A 16,443-nucleotide genomic window follows, 5' to 3' on the forward strand; every position below is an offset into this window, starting at 1 on the left:
ATTTTTTAAAAAAAAATAAAGCCCTATAGCCTTGAAAAATCAAGGCTTTGGGGCTTAAGTTGACCACATTGGGGTCAGACCCCATAAACTTTCTAGTATCAGCAGAATATCAAATCCCAGTAGAGATATAACGGAAAATTTTGAAACAGTTAGTTGCATATGAAATGAAGAGAGAATCTGTAGATGAGCATCGTTTAAACAGCGGATAGTCCATTTTATTCATCTCCCAAAATATCCAGCAGATATTTTGCATTATTTACCCAATGATTTTTTAAGGTTGATGTTATAACGAAGATAAAGAGACAGAAAATATTAAAAACCAAAATATACTTAAGAGTTGACGTATAATCAGAAAATTTAATTCCATTTCTATCAACCCACAAACTATAAATAGAAAGCAAGAGTGGAAACCCCATTAAGCCTATGGTAATTATTTCTTTTATATCGGAAAGAGTGTTATAATAGTCACAGTCTCTATGGAGTTCTTTTATTAAAATGTTTTGTTCGGTTGATGACAGGGATTGATTCAGTTGTTTGATTTGGGTATATTTTTCAGAGCGAGTCATACCTCTGGCTCTGATTATTCTTTTCATATTATTTTTTACTTCCGAAATTTTATCGTACATAGCTCATTATCCGCTTTCTTTTGTTATTTGATAAAAGGTCTTAATTCATCAATTGAAAATCCATCTCCACCTTCTAAAGTCTCGAGCATTATTTCTTTCCCGGGATCTTCGGCAAAGTTGATATTTGTAATATCAATGGTTCCGACTTTAAATCCATCTGCATCGTAGCCGACATCCTCAATATCTGCAATTTCCGGATCATCTATTTCATTTTGTTCTAAAGCATCAGTTAATACATCGGCATTTCTGGTTATTGACCACATTGGGGTCTGACCCCATAAACGTACATTCCATCTGCAACTAACTGTTCCGGAGTTTTTCCCTCTTTCAGCTTTTGAACGATTTCAAGCAAGGTTTTCCGTTCTTCAGAACGACCTTCTTCTCGCCCATCCTCTCGGAGAACATCTTCATATTTCTTTTCATCAAATTCAGTAAGACACATATCACACACCTCCCTGCGATGCTGTTCCAAAAAATCTCTGAGAATATTTTCCTCTATGCATTCCCTGACGGCAAGATCAATGGCTTCTTTTAATTCCATGGAATCCCGGTATCTTTTAATCTTTGCAACAAAGACTGCGTATTCGTATAAAACATGGCAGCTGTCCATGATGGACTGGTTCTTCCCACTGTTTATGTTGATCATTGTGGCTGTCCATTCATATTCACCAGCTCCGGTATCTGTTTCAAAGGCATCTCTGATAACCGCAGAGCCCTTCGTTCTTCCGCCATGTCCTTTTCACTTCCATTGTAAAATACAATGTAGTGGGGGGCGTGGGATTTTCAACAGATGCTTGCTGTACAGCCGCTCGGAACGGTGAATCAGTTTCCGGTACAGATCCGCGTAATACAAAAATCCACGGAGCAGCATATTGGGGTTATAAGAACTCTGATGTTCATAAAGGCTCAATGTTTTGTCAATCAGAAATGAAACATCATTTTTGTATTTCATGTAAATGACATCTTCCAGAGTTGGTATATGAGGTATGGTTTACCGCATTATACAGACTCAGGGCATTTTCTTTGTTTTCGCCAAACAGTTTCCGGAATACGGTGTCCTTATATTTTTTGTTAACATGAATATCAGCATTTGTTTTTTCCGTGTTTTTCAGGAGCCCTTTCTTTATAACTCTTTGTTTTATATAAAATATGGGTTATTACAGATTATAGAAGCTTTCTTAACGTGATAGCAGAATCCACAGATTCTTTTTCCATTCCATCTGCAACTAACTGTTCCGGAGTTTTTCCTTCTTTCAGCTTTTGGACGATCTCAAGCAAGGTTTTCCGTTCTTCAGAACGACCTTTTGCTAGACCTTTTTCAATCCCTTCTGCTAGTCCTTCCTCCCGGCCTTCCTCGCGGAGGACATCTTCATATTTCTTTTCATCAAATTCAGTAAGACACATATCACACACCTCCCTGCGATGCTGTTCCAAAAAATCTCTGAGTATATTTTCCTCGATGCATTCCCTGACGGCAAGATCAATGACTTCTTTTAATTCCATGGAATCCCGGTATCTTTTAATCTTTGCAACAAAGACCGCATATTCATACAGTACGTGGCAGCTGTCCATGATGGACTGATTTTTCCCGCTGTTTATGTTAATCATTGTGGCTGTCCATTCATATTCACCAGTTCCGGTATCTGTTTCAAAGGCATCCGATAACCGCAGAGTCCTTCGTTCTTCCGCCATGTCCTTTTCACTTCCATTATAAAATACAATGTAATGGGGGCGTGGAATTTTCAACAGATGCTTGCTGTACAGCCGCTCAGAACGGTGAATCAGTTTCCGGTACAGATCCGCATAATACAAAAATCCACGGAGCGGCATATTCGGGTTATAAGAACTCTGATGTTCATAAAGGCTCAATGTTTTGTCAACAAGAAATGAAACATCATTTTTGTATTTCATGTAGATGACATCTTCCAGAGTTGTGTATTCCAGATCATCCGGATTGGTATATGAGGTATGGTTTACCGCATTATAAAGACTCAGGGCATTTTCTTTGTTTTCGCCAAACAGTTTCCGGAATACGGTGTCCTTATATTTTTTATTTACATGAATGTCATCATTTGTTTTTGTCATTGACTGTCGGGATTCCTTTCGTTAAAATCCTTTGTTTATCTACCTATATTATAGCATATGGCACAAGGATTACAACTGAAACAATTTGTCACTTATCTGTCTCTTATGTGTTAATTGTGTGTTACTTGTAGTGCTAATAGTGCATCAAACCTTTTTCACAAATCCAGTATTTCCGGTTAAGGTAAATTAACTCCTTTTTTATACTTGAAAAAGAGGTTGCCCGAAAGCAACCTCTTTCTAACAAATTTAATTATTTGTTTGTTACTGTTCTTCCTACAGATACAGTATAATCGTAAGATACACCACTGGATGTTTCAGCAGTAAATGTAATCTTAGAAATATTAACTTCTGCGCCAGAAGCAATATGCTTACCGGTAATATCACCAGAAGCTGAAATTGTATTTCCTTCAACCTTTGTGATACTTAAAGCCTTATCATCCTGACCTCTATTAACATTTACATAAGTTGTATCTCCAAGAACAACCTTTAATGTATTCTCAGCAAGATCTTTTACAGTAGTCTTTTGAACAGTAGATACACCATCATTTACAACCTGTGCATCAGCACCTGACTGAGTATCCTTAACTACAATCTGAGTCTTCTGGGAGTTTGTAATAGGATTTCTATTGCTGTCATAAGTAGTCCATTCAGCAGTTACTTCATAAGTTCCTGCTGCAAGTTTTGTCGCGGTATTTCCACTTACAGACATAGCAGTAATCTTTAATGTTTCTCCCCAGGCACCTGTATCAGCTACAATATTACTATTATCAACTGAAATTCCAGCACCTGTAACAACTTTACCATCCTTCTTTACAATATATTTAACTTCCTGATAATCAGATTTAACACCATCTTTGCATAATGCGATCCGTACGGTAGCCTCAGAAGAATCACCATTCTTAGCATCATCCTTAACAACAGCATCAATCTCACTTGCAGAAGACTCTAATGCATAGCTGATATTTGTCTTTGTGTCATCAAGTTTCTTTACAGTAACAGAAACTGTCTGCTTTAATGTCTTAGTATCAGAAACCTTCAGATTAATTGTCCATGTATAAGTACCTGGCTCAACCTGACCCTTAAATTTAATCTTATCAGCAGCGGTCTTTTCAATATACTTATTAGTAGTATCACCATTTACATCTGAAACTTTGATTGCAGAACCGCTCTTAGCGTCAACATATACACATTCTGCAGAAAGAGCATTTGCGCCGATTGAGATATCATCACCATATTGATCTTTTGCTTTAGCTGTTACGACCTTATCATCATCAATGTTTGTTGTATTAGATAAAGTAAATGCTGCATTGTCAATAGTTAAAGAAGCAGCTTCTCTCTTAGCAACAACATTGATAGGAAGAGATGTGCAATACTTACCATCTTTCTTGACAATGATATAAGCTGTTCCAGTTGTTACAGCTTTAACATCAACATAATGTTTTGCATTATTGATTGAAGATGAACCAAGAAGAAGAATATTCTTATCAGAACTTTCTACTGTATATTTGCTGTAATCAGAAACCTCTTTATCATTTGCATCTTTAATTTTAATAAATGCAACCTTACCATTGTCTTCAACAGCAAGTTTATTATCATCTTTCAGCTTATCAAACTTATCAGTAGCTTTTCCAAGACGTACTGCATAGTTATTAACTGTTGCCTGATCAACTGCTGTAATTGTAAATGGTTTCTCCAGCTTTACCTTAGGTGTTCCATCTGCATTATACTCAGAAGATGTATAAGTAATCTTTCCTTCTGCAACAGAACCAATCTTATTCAGATAAAGTTTCTCACCCTGTAAAGTTCCATCATATTTTGTGAATGTGAAAGAAAATCCAGCATCTGGATTGTTCCATTTCATTCTATTCACAATAATTCCCTTTGTATCTTTTGCTAAAAGGTCAATTTCTGTTGCTTCAGCATATGGAATCTGAACTGGATCAACGGAAATAGAATCAACCTTTCCATCAGAAGCTACAAATGTCTTTGTGATACCATCTAATGCAACACCGTACTCTTTTGCATCTGTCAGTTTAGCTGCAAGAGTAAGAGTAACCTTTGTAGCATCCTTTGCATCAACACTAATATCTGTCACAGCTACAGTTGCTTTTGTTTCAGTACCAGTTACAACAAAATCTGCTTTCTTAAGGTTCTTGGTATTACCTTTTACAATAGCAACAACTTTATTTGCTTCTGTAGGAGTAACAGAATCTAAAATAACATTCTTTACTTCTACATCCTTAGTAGTTTCAGCAGAATCCTTACCAACTGTAATCTTAGCTGTGATTGTTGCCTTACCAGCCTTAACACCTGTAACAACACCTGTTGCAGCATCTACTTTTGCAATGGTATCGTCACTGGATGTGTAAGTAATCTTAGCTCTTGAAGAATTTTTCTTAGTATTTGTTAACTTAGTTGTGTTTCCAATAGCTACTACTGACTCTCCAGATAAAGCAACGCCTACCTTAGCAACTCTCATTGTGTAAGTAAGTTTCTTTGTCTTTGCCTTAGCATTCTTCTTTGTAGAAGTCTTGTAAGTTACCTTAACCGGAAATATGCATGGTATTTTCCGCGGAAGTATTGGAAATACCGGATTTATAAACAGAGTTTGGGGCAAAATCACTTCTACAAGTAACACGCAAGCAACATACAAGAAGCGATTAAATCTGATTTATGGCTTCGACCAGCGCAGGTACATCCAGATGCGTGTAAATCCGTTCTGTCAGGGACATAGCGCCGGAATGACCGACAATTTTTTTGATGGTCGTCTGATCGACATGTGCTTCGGCGAGCAGGGAAATCGTGGTGTGCCGGCAGCAGTGAGGTGTATGATCGATGTGCAGACGAAACATCAGAGGCTGGAAAACATTGTGGTAATACATATAATAGGTAAAATGCTGGCTGTCCAGAGTATGGATGAGATATTCACAATCGGAACAGTCATGAAGCCAGCGCTGGTAAAAGGGGAGTACTTTGTCAGCAATCGGAACTTTTCGAATGCCGTTTTCGGTTTTGCTGTCAATGACATCAAAATATTGTTCGGACAGATGAACATTTTCTTTCTTCAGATCCAAAAGCTCTGAGACACGGACCCCATTGTATATCAGCATGAGGACTGTCTGGCAATAGGGATCGTTTTTGTGTTTCCACAGGAGAGCAATTTCAGAAGTGGAAAAACAGCTTCGTATGTTTTTATTAGGATTCCGGTCTTTGTATTTCGAGATATTTACATAGGCAGAATAATCTTTTGAGACAATTTCGTGTTTCATGGCATAAGAATAGAGCTGGTTAAAGAGAACACGAATTTTTTTCAGGGTAGGATAGTTTTTGCCACAGTGATCAATCACCTGCTGTAAATCATTGAGTCTCAAATTGTGAAATGGCATATCAGCAATGTTTTCACAAGTGGCATAGGCTGCCCGATAGCCTTTGATGTTGGAGTGGGAGATGGTAGGAAACTTTTCTTCGGACCATCGGAGATAAATTTCCCGGAAGGTTAATTTCAGCGTTTCCCCATCGATGGGATAATTGTTGTAACGTGCCAGAATCTGCAGAGCTTCTGACCGGGTAGGAGCGTAGCCCAGAATCTGATAGTGCTGGATGCGCTTTCCAGTGATGTCATTGATGTGCCAGCCCGTAGTGATGCGTGCTGCGTAGGGTCTTCTTCTGTTGCCGGAGAGTTTTACGACTCCGCCGTATCCGTTTGGTAATCTCATTTTTCTTCCTTTCGTGTGTAAAAATTTATATTATCGTGTCAATCATACACATTTATTTGTTAAATTTTTAAGTAACACACAAGTAACAAAAAAGTGTTTTTACCTATATAAAAAGAAAAATAAAATCGACATGCCGGAATGATTGAAAAAAAACGAAATTTGGGGTATGATTATAGGCAATGAAACATAAGGAGAAAATAATCTTGAATACGAATGGAAACAAAAACACGTTAAAAGCAAATAAGATATTGATTCCCATTATTTTGTTGATCGGATTTATTCCAATCATTGTGCATTCTTTTGTTTATGATACAAATCTGGCACAGTTTGACTGGTATCCGGAGAGTGCAGCAAAGCAGACGGACTTCTTTTTTGCATGGAAGATGATTGCGATCATCCTTGTGGGAGTTGTAATGCTCGCAATTTTACTGATCCGGTATTTGAATAAAAAGGAGTTTGCATTTGAAAATTCCTTTTATTTTCTGATGGTGTATGCATTGTTTGTTGCAATGTCTGCCCTGTTTTCCAGTCACAAATACTGGGTGGCACATGGTACATATGAACTTTTTGAGCCTGTATGGGTTATATTTGTCTATATGATACTGTGTTATTATGTCTATAATTATGTACAGGAAGAAAAACAGATAGAGGTAATCCTGCGCTGGTCTGGCATTGGAATCGCAATTGTTACTCTGATTGGATTTTTCCAGGTCTTTGGATTGGATTATTTTAAGACATCTCTGGGCAAACATCTGATGACGGACACAAGCTGGTGGAACCAATTAGATAAGATTTCCTTTAATTTCGCAGATAAGACTGCGTATACGACACTTTACAATCCTAACTTTTTGTCATTTTATTTTGGCATGCTGATACCATTGCTGGTCTGCCTGTTTATTGGGGCGAAAAAGATGTGGCATCGTCTTGTAATCGCGGTTGCAGAGATTTTTTGCATTGTAGCACTGGTTGGTAGCAGAAGTTCTTCCGGATTTATTGCACTGGCAATTGGTGCTGTGATTCTCGCATTGGTTTTACTCAGTCGGAAGAAAAAATTATTTGTAGCCGGGATTGTTGTGGTTATTATTGGAATGATAGCAGCAGGAGTACTGGCAAATACGACAGAGTTCGGTCAAAATCTTAAAAAGACGGTTGTTGGAACGTATCATATGAAAGATCAGTTCTCTTTAAACGATATCAAAACAAACACAGATGATGTGGAACTTGATATCTGGAACAATCTTCTGCATGTGTCCTATGATCTGGGGAGCGACGGTGTAATCACCGTGGTCTGCAAAGATGCAGATGGTCAGGAGATTCAGACAACAGAGGTAGATCAGGAAAATCATATTTTGGCCCTCAATGATGAACGGTTTGCAAATATACAGATTCAGCCGATCATGTTTACCGATAATACAGCAGGAATAAAGATGATCATAGATGGTGTCGAATGGGATTTCTCAAAAAATGATACGGACGGATATGAATATCTCAATCCAGCAGGAAAATTAGTGAAGTTTGAGAATCCGAAGGTTTCAAACGTATTTTTGGATGATGCAATGAGTAACCGTGGACATATCTGGAATAAAACGATTCCTCTTCTTGGAAAGCATGCTTTTATGGGGAGTGGGGCAAATACCTATATGTTTGAAGTCCCACAGGAAGATTATATCAGTCAGAACTATGTTTATGGAGCAAACAGCTATGATGTAAAAGCCCATAGCTGGTATCTGCAGCAGTGGGTAGAAACCGGATTACTCGGTACCCTGGCACTTCTGGTATTTCTGTTCTGGTATCTGGTACAGTCGGTACGCATTTACCGCAGAGTGGATCTGCACGAGAGTATCAGCTGGGTTGGATTTGGATTATTTGCGGCAGTGCTGGTGTACATGATTGCAGGTATCGCAAACGATTCTAATGTATGTACCGCTCCGGTATTCTGGGGTATGCTTGGTCTGGGACTTGCAGTGAACCGGATGCTCGTAAAGAAAGAAAATCTTTTTGTTAAAGAAACAGCGGTTTCTGCAGAAAGTGATACTGCCGTAAAACAGAGTATTCCAAAAGCAGCAGAGAGTGCAAAAGCGGATACCGCGCAGACGGTACAGAATACTCAAGGGGCTGGAGTGACAGAATCCTCAGTCAGGAAGAAATCATCGAAAAAACAATCGAGAAAACAGAGAAAGAATCAAAAATAACAGATTGAAATTATGAAAAAAATCATTCAAGATAAACAATTACTGATCAGACGGATTTTTCTGATGTGCTACGACGTGCTTGCAGTGTTTGCTGCAAGCATAGTTGCGTTATTGATTCGGTTTGATCTGAATATCAAAAGCGTACCGTTTCAATATATGGATGAAGTGTGGAGAGCACTTCCTTTTATGATAATTGTTACGCTGGTCATTTTCTGGCTGCTCCGACTGTATTCCAGTCTCTGGAGCTATGCGGGAGCACTGGAAATGATGTATGTGGTTTCGGCATGTATTCTGGATACCGTTGTTGTGACAGTGCTGATATTGCTTCGGAACTGGGGGGATATGTACCCGGTGCCAAGAAGCTTTTACATTCTGTATGGATTGTTTCTGTTTGTATTGGTCATGGGATGCAGATATTCTTACCGCGGACTGCGTGTGCTTCGCAATATGCGCAGAGCCGGTGTGTACAGACGAAATGTACTTGTAATCGGTGCGGGAGATGCCGGAAACCAGATCATCAAAGAAATCAACAACAGCCGCTATGTGAAAAAGAAGGTTGTTGGTGTGATTGATGATGACCGGAACAAGATCGGCAATTATATTCATGGAGCGAAAGTCGTAGGAGATCGGAGCGATATTCTGGAAAAAGTCGAAGAACTGCATGTGCATGAGATCATCATTGCCATGCCATCGGCCACGCAGAAACAGATCAAGGGGATTCTTGATATCTGCAAAGAAACCGGATGCACATTGAAACGTCTGCCCGGCATTTACCAGCTTGTAAACGGCGATGTCAGCGTCAGCAAACTGAAAGATGTAGATGTCAATGACCTGTTAGGCAGAGATCCGGTGACCGTTGATCTGCAGTCTATCATGGATTATGTATCCAGAAAGGTAATCATGGTGACCGGTGGCGGCGGCTCTATCGGAAGCGAATTGTGCCGGCAGATTGCTGCACACAAGCCAAAACAGCTGATTATTGTGGATATTTACGAGAATACGACCTATGATGTGCAAAACGAACTGAAAGTCCGGTTTCCAGAGCTGGATCTTGTTGTGCTGATTGCATCCGTGCGGAATACGAATCGTATGAACTGGATTTTTGAACATTACAAGCCGGAGATTATCTATCATGCAGCGGCACATAAACATGTGCCTCTCATGGAAGAGAGTCCGAACGAGGCAATTAAGAATAACGTGCTTGGCACATGGAAGATTGTACAGGCGGCAGATCGGTACGGTGTGAAGAAATTTGTGATGATTTCCACGGATAAGGCAGTTAATCCAACCAATATCATGGGTGCCAGCAAGCGCATCTGTGAGATGATCATTCAGACCTATAACCGCAGATCGAAGACAGATTTCGTAGCCGTGCGTTTTGGAAATGTGCTTGGCAGTAACGGAAGTGTGATTCCGCTGTTCAAAAAACAGATTGAGCGTGGAGGTCCGGTCACGGTTACACATCCGGATATCGTGCGGTATTTTATGACAATTCCGGAAGCGGTATCTCTGGTACTACAGGCGGGTACCTATGCCAAAGGTGGAGAAATTTTTGTTCTGGATATGGGAGAGCCGGTCAAGATTCTGGATCTGGCAAAGAACCTGATTCTTCTTTCCGGTCACAAGCCGGATGAGGATATCCATATCATTTTCACAGGACTTCGCCCGGGAGAAAAACTTTATGAAGAGATGCTGATGGATGAAGAAGGGATGCAGGATACCGCAAACAATCTGATTCATGTCGGCAGGCCGATTGAACTGGATGAGGAGAAATTCATGCAGCAGTTGGAAGAATTAAAAGAGTACGTTGTGACAGAACCGGAAGACATCCGGGAGTATGTCAAGAAAATCGTGCCGACATATCACCCGGAATTGGCGGGGGAGAATAAATAAAAACGTATCTATGAAGAAGGAGAGAAAACGCCATGAAAGGATACCATTATATCAAAAGAGGAATTGATATCATATTAAGTGGGATGGCGATCGTGATCTTATCACCACTCCTTCTTTTTTTATGTATTGCGATCAAACTGGATACACCGGGACCGATATTATTTAAGCAGAAGCGTGTCGGCATCCACCGGAGTTTCTTCCAGATTTACAAATTTCGTACCATGCGGATTGACACACCGAAGGATGTGCCGACACATATGCTGGAGAATCCGGAGCAGTACATCACAAAGGTAGGAAAATTCCTGCGCAAAACCAGTCTGGATGAACTGCCGCAGATTTTTAATATCTTCAAAGGAGAAATGAGTATCGTAGGACCGCGGCCGGCACTGTGGAATCAGGATGATCTGGTAGCAGAGCGTGAGAAATATGGTGCCAATGATGTGACACCGGGGCTGACCGGGTGGGCACAGATCAATGGCAGAGATGAACTGGAGATTCCGGACAAAGCAAGACTGGATGGCGAATATGTCAAACATCTGGGACCATGGATGGATCTGAAATGTTTTCTTGGTACAATTGGCTCCGTGCTCATGCACGATGGAGTGGTTGAAGGTGGAACCGGCGAACTGAACAAAGAGGAAGAAGAGACAGAAGCGCACAAAAGCGAAACAGCACAGAGCAGCGCAAAAAAGAAAACCATTGCAAAAGACACAGAAGAACGTGAAAAGGGCAGGAGAAAAAAGAAGATTCTGATCACCGGAAGCGGCAGCTATGTGGGAACTTCTGTGGAGGCATGGCTGAGACAATGGCCGGAGTACTACCAGGTTGACATGCTGGATATGAGAACCCAAACATGGCGGACGCACGATTTTTCAGCATATGATGTGGTCTATCATGTGGCGGGAATCGCACATGCAGATGTGGGACAGGTGACGGAAGAAGAAAAGAAGCAGTATTACCGTGTGAATACAGATTTGGCAGTAGAGACAGCCGAAAAAGCCAAAAAGGAAGGCGTGCAGCAGTTTCTCTTTATGTCTTCCATGATTGTATACAGCGGATGTAGGGAAAAGAAAATTACAAAAAATACAATTCCCAAACCATTGAATTTCTATGGAGACAGCAAATGGCAGGCGGATCAGAAAATACAGGCACTGGCAGATGAACGTTTTAAAGTTGTTGTATTGCGTCCGCCGATGATTTACGGAAAGGGATCAAAGGGAAACTATCCACAGCTTGCAAAACTGGCAGGAAAACTTCCGCTATTTCCGATTGTACATAATCAGCGTTCCATGCTTTATATAGAAAATCTGGCACAGTTTGTCAAACGGATGATCGACAACGAAGAGACCGGAGTGTTTTTCCCGCAGAACGAGCAGTATATCAATACTTCGGATCTGGTGCAGATGATCGCTGTGGTAAAAGGACACCGGCTTGTGATGGTTCCAGCGACTGGCTGGATCATCCGGCTGATGAAAAAGATTCCGGGAAAAATTGGCACCCTGACGGGCAAAGCGTTTGGTGACAGTGTGTACGATATGCAGATGAGTGAATATAAGGAAGAATATCGTGTGTGTGACTGGAAAGAGTCGGTAAGAAGGACGGAAGGATAAGAGCTGGAATGGGAAAATCTTGCATAAATAAAAGAATTAAAGTATGATACTACTGAAAAGATGATAAATAGCTTAATGGTATGCATTCGAAGGTTTAGGAGATAGAAAAGCGTGAGAATAGACAAACTGCAAGTAAAGTACTTTCCTTATTGTTGAAACATTAGAGATTACGATTGACATTGTAGAAACTGTGATAGGACAGATTAATAGAAAGAGTGGAGGTTTAGGGATGCCGTACGTGTCACCTGTTGTTGAAAATGATTTTAAAGACCGGTTGAACAAGTGCGTAGATATTATTAAAAATTCGAGTATCAAATATCAGAGTTTGGGGATTTTTGGAAGCTACGCGAGAAATGATTATAAGGCCAGCAGTGATATCGACTTTTGCATCATAGTTCCGGAAAAACCGGAAAGATGGATGATGGGAGCCTTGCGGGAAGAACTCGAGATGTTGCATGCGGATGTGGTTTTTGTAACACCGCAGTATTTCGAACATGATAATTCAAAGTTTACACAACAGTTAAGAAGAGATTATAAGGAGTTGAAAATATGATAAAGGCAAATTCTTATTATTCTATTGCGTGCAATGAATTCTGGTATTTAAGGGATGCAGTGTCACCTGTATACTGCAATCCGGCTGCAGCTTCGGCACAGCAAATCGCAGAAAAAATGTTGAACTCTGTGGCAGAACTGGTTTGTACTGGAATTGAAAAACTAATGACATCCCATAATTTGCGTGCCTTATACGATGAGATTAAAAGGGTGGATACTTCCTTACAATTAGAGAGGAAGGATTTGGCATTACTCAAAGACTATTATTATGATGCAAGATATCCGGGGGATAATTTTGTTATTGTGACAGTGGATGAGCTGCGTGAGGCATTGGAGATCATGCTTGACGTTGTAGAAGCTGTAAATTGCTGGAGAACGTCTCATGAATTGGAGATATTAATTGCTGATCCGAGAGGGGAGTTTCAATCAGCGATGAGCAGATTGAAATAGAAATTTTGAAATTATGTGAAAACTTATATACGCAGAATATTAATGCATTATTAAAAAATATGGAGCCATAGTTTCGGTAGAAGTGATAAAACCGGTTGGATGATAAGTCTGACCGGTTTTTTACATTGAGTAAGATTGAGGTTCGTGATACAATACATATAAATAGTTGAAAATACGGGGAAGAACTTGGAGGCGGCGTGTTTCAAACAATTGATATAAAAGCATATAGGGGATTAAAGAACATTACATTACAAAATCTCAGCAGGGTAAATATTCTTGTGGGAGAAAACAATACCGGAAAAACATCTATAGTTCAAATAAAACAAAAATCGCTTGAATTTGATTAAAGGTACAAAGGGTGGTATATTGGTATCACTGGGCAAGGCAGAAGCCTTCAAAGAAGCATATCATAATAGAAGATATAGGAGCAGATGAATGAATTATCGTGGCACTGAGAATATAGAAATCTACGAACGAAAATTCTCTTTGGAACATATTTACCATGTTGCAAAATGGTAACTTTTTGATTTTGGAGAATGATGATACTCTGTGGAAACTGTTATATTTTTTGGACGGAAGATATGAAGCTGATTACCGGATAGAAGAGAATTCATTGTATCATGGTAATATACAAATGTTGCGATCTGATGAATCGAGACTCGCAATGGGACTATATGATACCGTGATTTCTTTTCAGATTATTGATTACCGGACTCCTAAATATCTGCATATGAGCATAGGAAAAATGATAGAACACTGGAATATTACGAGAGAACAGTCAATCAGGGAAATGCTGTATGATCCCTATGAAATCAGTGTGTTAAATGATATCACAAAGGATATGAATCATATTCTGAATCGGGTACATTTGCGTGGCTTTTCATCTATTATGAGATATCGAACACTTTATATGCTGATGAACTGGTTTGTTTACACCGGTGTGTGGCATGAAGAAATGGAAATGCAAGAACAGTTATTGCTTGAAAAAACACTTGAATTTATGGAGAAGCAGGGAAAGAGAATTGATGAACTACTAGATGTAACAAATTATTTTGGAGATTATATTTTTTATGTTATTGATCAAAATAAAAACAGAACTTCAAAAAGAATCAGCAAAAGCATATTAGATAAATATTTTGGCATACTTGTATGTTTGTTGGATATGGCAAAACGCAGAGAGACTGATCAAGAACACGTTGATTATATTTTATTGGAAAGAGGAGTATTTCTTGAAATCTGTAGAGAGATGGAAAGACATCAATTGACCAAACGAAGCATTGAAGGGGCATTTGAAAGATGGGAAAGGGAATTATAGCATGATTCAAACAATTCATATAAAAGGATTAAAGTGTTTTGATGATGTAAATGTGGGATTTCGCAAACTGAACATTCTGGCAGGAGCTAACTCTATCGGTAAATCGACTATATTACAGGCAATCCTTGCATTGGTACAGAGCGGAAAAGATGGTGGAAAGCCTTTTTGTGGAGAGTATATCAATATAGGAAAAGCCAGTGAGTTACGGAACAAGTATATTGGCAGTGATGTGATTGAAATTGGTGTTAACGAAGAGTATTCATTAACAATACCTGATGACATTTTTTGGAGGAAAACAGGTGAATTTCCAGCGGCAGAATTAAATGTGCGGTATGTATCTGCGGATCGGGTTGGAGTAAGGGAAACCTACGGACAAAACATCCGGGGTGGAGATGAAATCGGAATCAGATGTGAATATGCATATGACTATCTTGCAAAACATGATATGGATCCATGGCAGAACAATCTGATGGTGTATGACGAAACTTCGAAATTAACCTTTGGTGGTCAGGTAAATTACTGGCTGGAAAAGATACTTGGTTATACGGTATATGCAGAGGAAATAGAGAGAACGACATTAATCCGGGTATCTTATGGAAAAGGCGATATCGGAAATGGAATCAGTCCTGTCAATGTTGGCACAGGTGTGTCCTATATTGCGGAAGTGATTATATCTGCTCTGTCGTGTAAAAAGGGAGATGTGCTGATTATTGAAAATCCTGAAATACATCTGCATCCATCTGCACAGACGGAATTTGTCCTTTTTCTGACACATCTGGCAAAGTGCGGCATTCAGATTATAGTAGAAACACATAGTGATCATATTTTTAATGGAGTCAGAACAAGTGTTCATAAGGACTATATTGACAAAGAAGATGTGTCTATCTATTTTTTCCAAAAGAAAGAAAATGGATGCTCAGAACCGGTTCTTATTGAACTAAATGATGAAGGAAAGGTATTGAATCAAAAAGAGGGGCTGTTTGATCAGATTAAGAAAGATTTGGATGTTATTCTGGGGTGGTAGATGGAGTTTATACTGAATGAAGAATCCTTGAAAGCACGAAACGTGGGAAAATATAGATCGTGATGATGGTTTAGAGTATAAAAAGTATACACCTGATTCACCAAAGCATAACTGGTATAATGGTTCTATGTATCGTGATAAGCAGATTATGAAATTCCGTGCCAGTTCGCTTTTACGTGTACATGGATACAGAAAAGGCGATAAATTCAGGGTACTGAGATTTGAGATAGATCATAAGCAGAGTGATCATGGATAGAAAATGAGATTGAAAGAATAATAAAAAGATAGATATGAACAATAACATGAATGATATAACAAGGGTAGGTTTGACAGCGAATCAACTGAAGAATCAATTTCCAAGTATGGCAATATTACTTTGCAGATACGAAAGAAGGTGCACTCACAGAAGTGTACAAGCATTGCGGAAGTAAAAAGCCGAGTGTACAGATTGCAAAATTAAAAAAATGTAAAGAAGCACGGCTGATCGATCTGTCTCAGAATGTTTCAAAAAATAACAGGTTCATTGATCATCTGCGGTTTAAAGTTGATAACACTCCGGGAAAAATCGTGAAGGAGTATCTGCTTCCGAATTTTGTGGCAGGATGTTGCAAGAAAGTGGGGATAGATGGTATCAAGTATCAAGGAGATGGATACAACTGTTATGTGACATGGAAGGATGACTATTTTTCATTTGAGGGAAATGATATTGTTGAAGTAGAAGGATAAAGATTCTGTGTGGAAACAGTTGTTTTTAAAATATTTCTAAAATGATGAAAATGGGATTGTTGAATAACAACATATAACAGTGGTCAAATGTAGAAATAGGAGAAGGCATCCCTCTAAACGCGGTATTAAAATGTTACGGAGATATAGAAATTGAGGCAAGTGACACAGCCTATGAAGTGAGTACAGAAACAGCTAATTTATTGTCATTAAATCATATAGCATGTCAGTGATGATTTGATGTTTTTTAAAGCTGA

The 16,443-nt window shown here is 39.2% G+C and carries 16 protein-coding genes; 9 read left to right on the forward strand and 7 right to left on the reverse strand.

From position 1 onward, the window contains the following. Nucleotides 1-215 precede the first annotated feature (215 nt). The 7 genes from M72_RS09025 to M72_RS09050 form a co-directional block, all read right to left on the reverse strand. A complete protein-coding gene (locus M72_RS09025; RefSeq protein ID WP_055067971.1) occupies nt 216-626 on the reverse strand; it encodes a hypothetical protein in 411 nt (136 codons plus the stop codon). A gap of 23 nt (nt 627-649) precedes the next feature. Continuing rightward, complete coding sequence (locus M72_RS09030; protein WP_055067972.1) at nt 650-889, reverse strand: hypothetical protein; 240 nt, start codon at nt 887-889, stop codon at nt 650-652. After that, nucleotides 877-1,272, reverse strand: a complete 396-nt coding sequence (locus M72_RS09035; RefSeq protein ID WP_055067973.1) for a hypothetical protein — start codon at nt 1,270-1,272, stop codon at nt 877-879. The genes M72_RS09030 and M72_RS09035 overlap by 13 nt, the downstream gene beginning before the upstream one ends. A 93-nt stretch (nt 1,273-1,365) precedes the next feature. Beyond that, a complete protein-coding gene (locus tag M72_RS16805) occupies nt 1,366-1,578 on the reverse strand; it encodes a hypothetical protein (RefSeq protein WP_141652715.1) in 213 nt (70 codons plus the stop codon). Nucleotides 1,579-1,790: 212 nt separating this feature from the next. After that, nucleotides 1,791-2,711 (reverse strand): RpnC/YadD family protein, encoded by a 921-nt coding sequence (locus tag M72_RS09040; protein ID WP_055067974.1) that lies wholly within the window; start codon nt 2,709-2,711, stop codon nt 1,791-1,793. A gap of 250 nt (nt 2,712-2,961) precedes the next feature. Further along, nucleotides 2,962-5,190 carry an Ig-like domain-containing protein gene (locus tag M72_RS09045; protein WP_055067975.1) on the reverse strand — a complete coding sequence of 743 codons (2,229 nt, stop codon included), beginning with the start codon at nt 5,188-5,190 and terminating at the stop codon, nt 2,962-2,964. 181 nt (nt 5,191-5,371) lie between these two features. Further along, nucleotides 5,372-6,427: a tyrosine-type recombinase/integrase gene (locus M72_RS09050; RefSeq protein WP_055067976.1), complete on the reverse strand. Its 1,056-nt coding sequence runs from the start codon at nt 6,425-6,427 to the stop codon at nt 5,372-5,374. Between the two features lie 203 nt (nt 6,428-6,630). Here M72_RS09050 and M72_RS09055 point away from each other — a divergent pair, with 203 nt between their 5' ends. The 9 genes from M72_RS09055 to M72_RS09095 all read left to right on the forward strand — a co-directional run bounded on the left by M72_RS09055 (nt 6,631) and on the right by M72_RS09095 (nt 16,189). After that, nucleotides 6,631-8,619: an O-antigen ligase family protein gene (locus M72_RS09055; protein WP_055067977.1), complete on the forward strand. Its 1,989-nt coding sequence runs from the start codon at nt 6,631-6,633 to the stop codon at nt 8,617-8,619. 12 nt (nt 8,620-8,631) lie between these two features. After that, a complete protein-coding gene (locus M72_RS09060) occupies nt 8,632-10,512 on the forward strand; it encodes a polysaccharide biosynthesis protein (RefSeq protein ID WP_055067978.1) in 1,881 nt (626 codons plus the stop codon). A gap of 32 nt (nt 10,513-10,544) precedes the next feature. Continuing rightward, complete coding sequence (locus M72_RS18300) at nt 10,545-12,122, forward strand: sugar transferase (protein WP_082413851.1); 1,578 nt, start codon at nt 10,545-10,547, stop codon at nt 12,120-12,122. A gap of 229 nt (nt 12,123-12,351) precedes the next feature. Then, nucleotides 12,352-12,675: a nucleotidyltransferase family protein gene (locus M72_RS09075; RefSeq protein WP_055067979.1), complete on the forward strand. Its 324-nt coding sequence runs from the start codon at nt 12,352-12,354 to the stop codon at nt 12,673-12,675. Beyond that, nucleotides 12,672-13,124, forward strand: a complete 453-nt coding sequence (locus M72_RS09080) for a HEPN domain-containing protein (protein WP_055067980.1) — start codon at nt 12,672-12,674, stop codon at nt 13,122-13,124. The genes M72_RS09075 and M72_RS09080 overlap by 4 nt, the downstream gene beginning before the upstream one ends. A 197-nt stretch (nt 13,125-13,321) precedes the next feature. Further along, the gene (locus M72_RS16810) at nt 13,322-13,471 is read left to right on the forward strand and encodes an AAA family ATPase (protein WP_141652716.1); all 150 of its coding nucleotides are present in this window, start codon (nt 13,322-13,324) and stop codon (nt 13,469-13,471) included. 221 nt (nt 13,472-13,692) lie between these two features. After that, nucleotides 13,693-14,439 carry a hypothetical protein gene (locus M72_RS09085; protein ID WP_141652717.1) on the forward strand — a complete coding sequence of 249 codons (747 nt, stop codon included), beginning with the start codon at nt 13,693-13,695 and terminating at the stop codon, nt 14,437-14,439. A 1-nt stretch (nt 14,440) separates the two neighbouring features. Then, complete coding sequence (locus tag M72_RS09090) at nt 14,441-15,463, forward strand: DUF3696 domain-containing protein (protein WP_055067982.1); 1,023 nt, start codon at nt 14,441-14,443, stop codon at nt 15,461-15,463. Nucleotides 15,464-15,871: 408 nt separating this feature from the next. Further along, a complete protein-coding gene (locus tag M72_RS09095) occupies nt 15,872-16,189 on the forward strand; it encodes a hypothetical protein (protein WP_055067983.1) in 318 nt (105 codons plus the stop codon). Nucleotides 16,190-16,443 lie beyond the last annotated feature (254 nt).

It is taken from the genome of Roseburia faecis, assembly GCF_001406815.1.
GTDB lineage: Bacteria > Bacillota > Clostridia > Lachnospirales > Lachnospiraceae > Roseburia > Roseburia faecis.

Excerpts from the sequence above, each read along its gene's own strand:
- M72_RS09045 (WP_055067975.1), bottom strand. The coding sequence starts at position 5,190 with ATGAGAGTTGCTAAGGTAGGCGTTGCTTTATCTGGAGAGTCAGTAGTA.
- M72_RS09075 (WP_055067979.1), top strand. The coding sequence starts at position 12,352 with ATGCCGTACGTGTCACCTGTTGTTGAAAATGATTTTAAAGACCGGTTG.
- M72_RS09025 (WP_055067971.1), bottom strand. The coding sequence starts at position 626 with ATGTACGATAAAATTTCGGAAGTAAAAAATAATATGAAAAGAATAATC.
- M72_RS09080 (WP_055067980.1), top strand. The coding sequence starts at position 12,672 with ATGATAAAGGCAAATTCTTATTATTCTATTGCGTGCAATGAATTCTGG.
- M72_RS09040 (WP_055067974.1), bottom strand. The coding sequence starts at position 2,711 with ATGACAAAAACAAATGATGACATTCATGTAAATAAAAAATATAAGGAC.
- M72_RS09050 (WP_055067976.1), bottom strand. The coding sequence starts at position 6,427 with ATGAGATTACCAAACGGATACGGCGGAGTCGTAAAACTCTCCGGCAAC.
- M72_RS16805 (WP_141652715.1), bottom strand. The coding sequence starts at position 1,578 with ATGAAATACAAAAATGATGTTTCATTTCTGATTGACAAAACATTGAGC.
- M72_RS09030 (WP_055067972.1), bottom strand. The coding sequence starts at position 889 with ATGTGGTCAATAACCAGAAATGCCGATGTATTAACTGATGCTTTAGAA.
- M72_RS09090 (WP_055067982.1), top strand. The coding sequence starts at position 14,441 with ATGATTCAAACAATTCATATAAAAGGATTAAAGTGTTTTGATGATGTA.
- M72_RS09035 (WP_055067973.1), bottom strand. The coding sequence starts at position 1,272 with ATGATCAACATAAACAGTGGGAAGAACCAGTCCATCATGGACAGCTGC.
- M72_RS18300 (WP_082413851.1), top strand. The coding sequence starts at position 10,545 with ATGAAAGGATACCATTATATCAAAAGAGGAATTGATATCATATTAAGT.
- M72_RS09060 (WP_055067978.1), top strand. The coding sequence starts at position 8,632 with ATGAAAAAAATCATTCAAGATAAACAATTACTGATCAGACGGATTTTT.